We start from the raw sequence: 1,860 nt of genomic DNA, 5'->3' as shown, positions 1-1,860 counted from the left end.
CTTGCCGCTGTAAACCGGGTCGAGCAAAATGCCTTCCTGCGCTGCCAGCAGCCGCACCGCCTCCACCATCTCGCGGGTTGGCAGCGAATAACCGGGGCCGACCCAATCCGCCAGCGCCACGATGTCGGCGGCCTGCGGCTGCGGCGTGCCCATCAGATCGGCGGTCGCCTGCGCCAGCTTCAGCACATTGGCTTCCTGTTCAGCTTGGCGACGGCGCACGTTGATGCCGGTGACCGGGATGCCGGCGTTCAGCGCGACGAGCCCGGCGATCAACCCGCTGTGGGTGCCGGCACTGCCGGATGCCACGACAATGCGATCAAAGGCGACGCCCATCTCGAACGCCTGGTCCATGATTTCCTGCGCGCAGGCGGCATAGCCCAGCGCACCCAGCGGCGAGGAACCACCGCCAACGATGATATAAGGATGGCCGCCTGCCGCCTTCACGGCGGCAGCCTCCTCGGCCATTTCAGCGGCCAGATCGGCGCCGGCCTTGACCATGCGGACGCTGGCAGCGCCCATCAGATCAAACAGCAGATTATTGCCCAGTGCTTCCGCGCTGAAACTGCCCGGCACCCGCTCTTCAATCACCAGCCGGCACGCCAGCCCTTCCTTGGCGGCGGCGGCCAGCGTCAGCCGGCAATGGTTGGATTGCGGCGCGCCCACGGTGATCAACGTATCGGCGCCCTGGGCCAGCGCATCGGCGATCAGGAATTCCAACTTGCGCGTCTTGTTGCCGCCGCCGGCCAGGCCGAGCAGATCGTCACGCTTGATCCACAATTCCGGGCCGCCGATAGCCGCCGAAAGGCGCGGCATTGGCTCCAGCGGGGTGTGTCCGGGGGTGTAGCGGCGACGGGGGAAGCGAGCGAGGTTCATGGCCGTCCCCGTGGCACGAAGCCACCGCCTGCGCAACTGGCCGCCGCAAGTCCGCAGGCTTGTTGGTTCATCTAGATTAGTATAATATTAAGAAATGCTGTTCCTGGTTCAGCAGGTGTGGCAATTTCATGGGGGAACTTGCGATGCGGAATTTGATCCTGATTGCGGCACTGCTGGCATCAACGCCGGCGCTTGCCATCACCGCCAACAGCGGTACCGTCAACGCCGGAGCGCAAGTCACCGTTGGAACGGCAGTCAATTCCAACTCCGACACCGACACTGGCCCGGGTGCGCCGGCCTCACTCAATGCATCGGCTTCTGCATCTTTGACAGATGACCAGGCCCTGGTTTCAGCCTCCAACAGTATCGTTGCAACCTGGGCATCCGCCACTCAGGGCAATGCCAATATGGGCTGGGGCTGGAATGCAGTGAACCCCGGCAGCACTAGTGCCACGGAGGTCAATACCAACCTGGCACCCACGAACTGGGAATATAACTTCACCACCGGTGCCAACGCCGCGACCTTCAACGGTCGGTGGACCCTGAATGTCGGCTTCGAAATCGGCAGCACCTTCGGCATCCAGGGTGTTTATGGCAGCGGCGGTTTGCCGTTCAATGTCACCCCGTTTCTGATCGAGCCCGTCAATGGCACCGGCAGCTTCAGCGTGGCGCTGAACCCCAACACCAGCTACACGTTCGGCTTCTTCAATTTTGGCAATCTCAGCAACACCGGTGGCGGCCTCAACAGCAACGCCTTCGCCAACTTCGATCTGGATTGGAACATCACCGAACGCGGCGTTCCCGAACCGTCGAGCTGGGCCATGCTGATCGCCGGCTTTGGCCTGGTCGGCGCTGCCGCCCGCCGCCGCCGCGCCGTCACTGCCTGAACCCAGGCCGGGATCGAAAGACACGCAGGGCCGCTCCATTCGGGGCGGCCCTTTTCGTTGCGGCACCGATTTGCCCTTCAGGTTCGCGATGCCATTTTCG

At 63.4% G+C, this 1,860-nt stretch carries 2 protein-coding genes; one reads left to right on the top strand and one right to left on the bottom strand.

The annotated features are described in order from the left end of the window. The coding region (locus tag RMO81_RS14510) for a D-cysteine desulfhydrase (RefSeq protein ID WP_310476621.1) at positions 1-873 on the bottom strand (873 nt) is incomplete at its 3' end. Positions 874-1,016: 143 nt separating this feature from the next. Here RMO81_RS14510 and RMO81_RS14505 point away from each other — a divergent pair. Next, complete coding sequence (locus tag RMO81_RS14505) at positions 1,017-1,760, top strand: PEPxxWA-CTERM sorting domain-containing protein (protein ID WP_310476620.1); 744 nt, start codon at positions 1,017-1,019, stop codon at positions 1,758-1,760. Positions 1,761-1,860 lie beyond the last annotated feature (100 nt).

Origin of the sequence: Sandarakinorhabdus sp. (assembly GCF_031422795.1) — a bacterium.
Taxonomy (GTDB): Bacteria; Pseudomonadota; Alphaproteobacteria; order Sphingomonadales; family Sphingomonadaceae; genus Sandarakinorhabdus.
This window is presented reverse-complemented; position numbering and strand designations above follow the sequence as displayed.

Coding starts and splice junctions, on each gene's coding strand:
- RMO81_RS14505 (WP_310476620.1), top strand. CDS start 1,017: ATGCGGAATTTGATCCTGATTGCGGCACTGCTGGCATCAACGCCGGCG.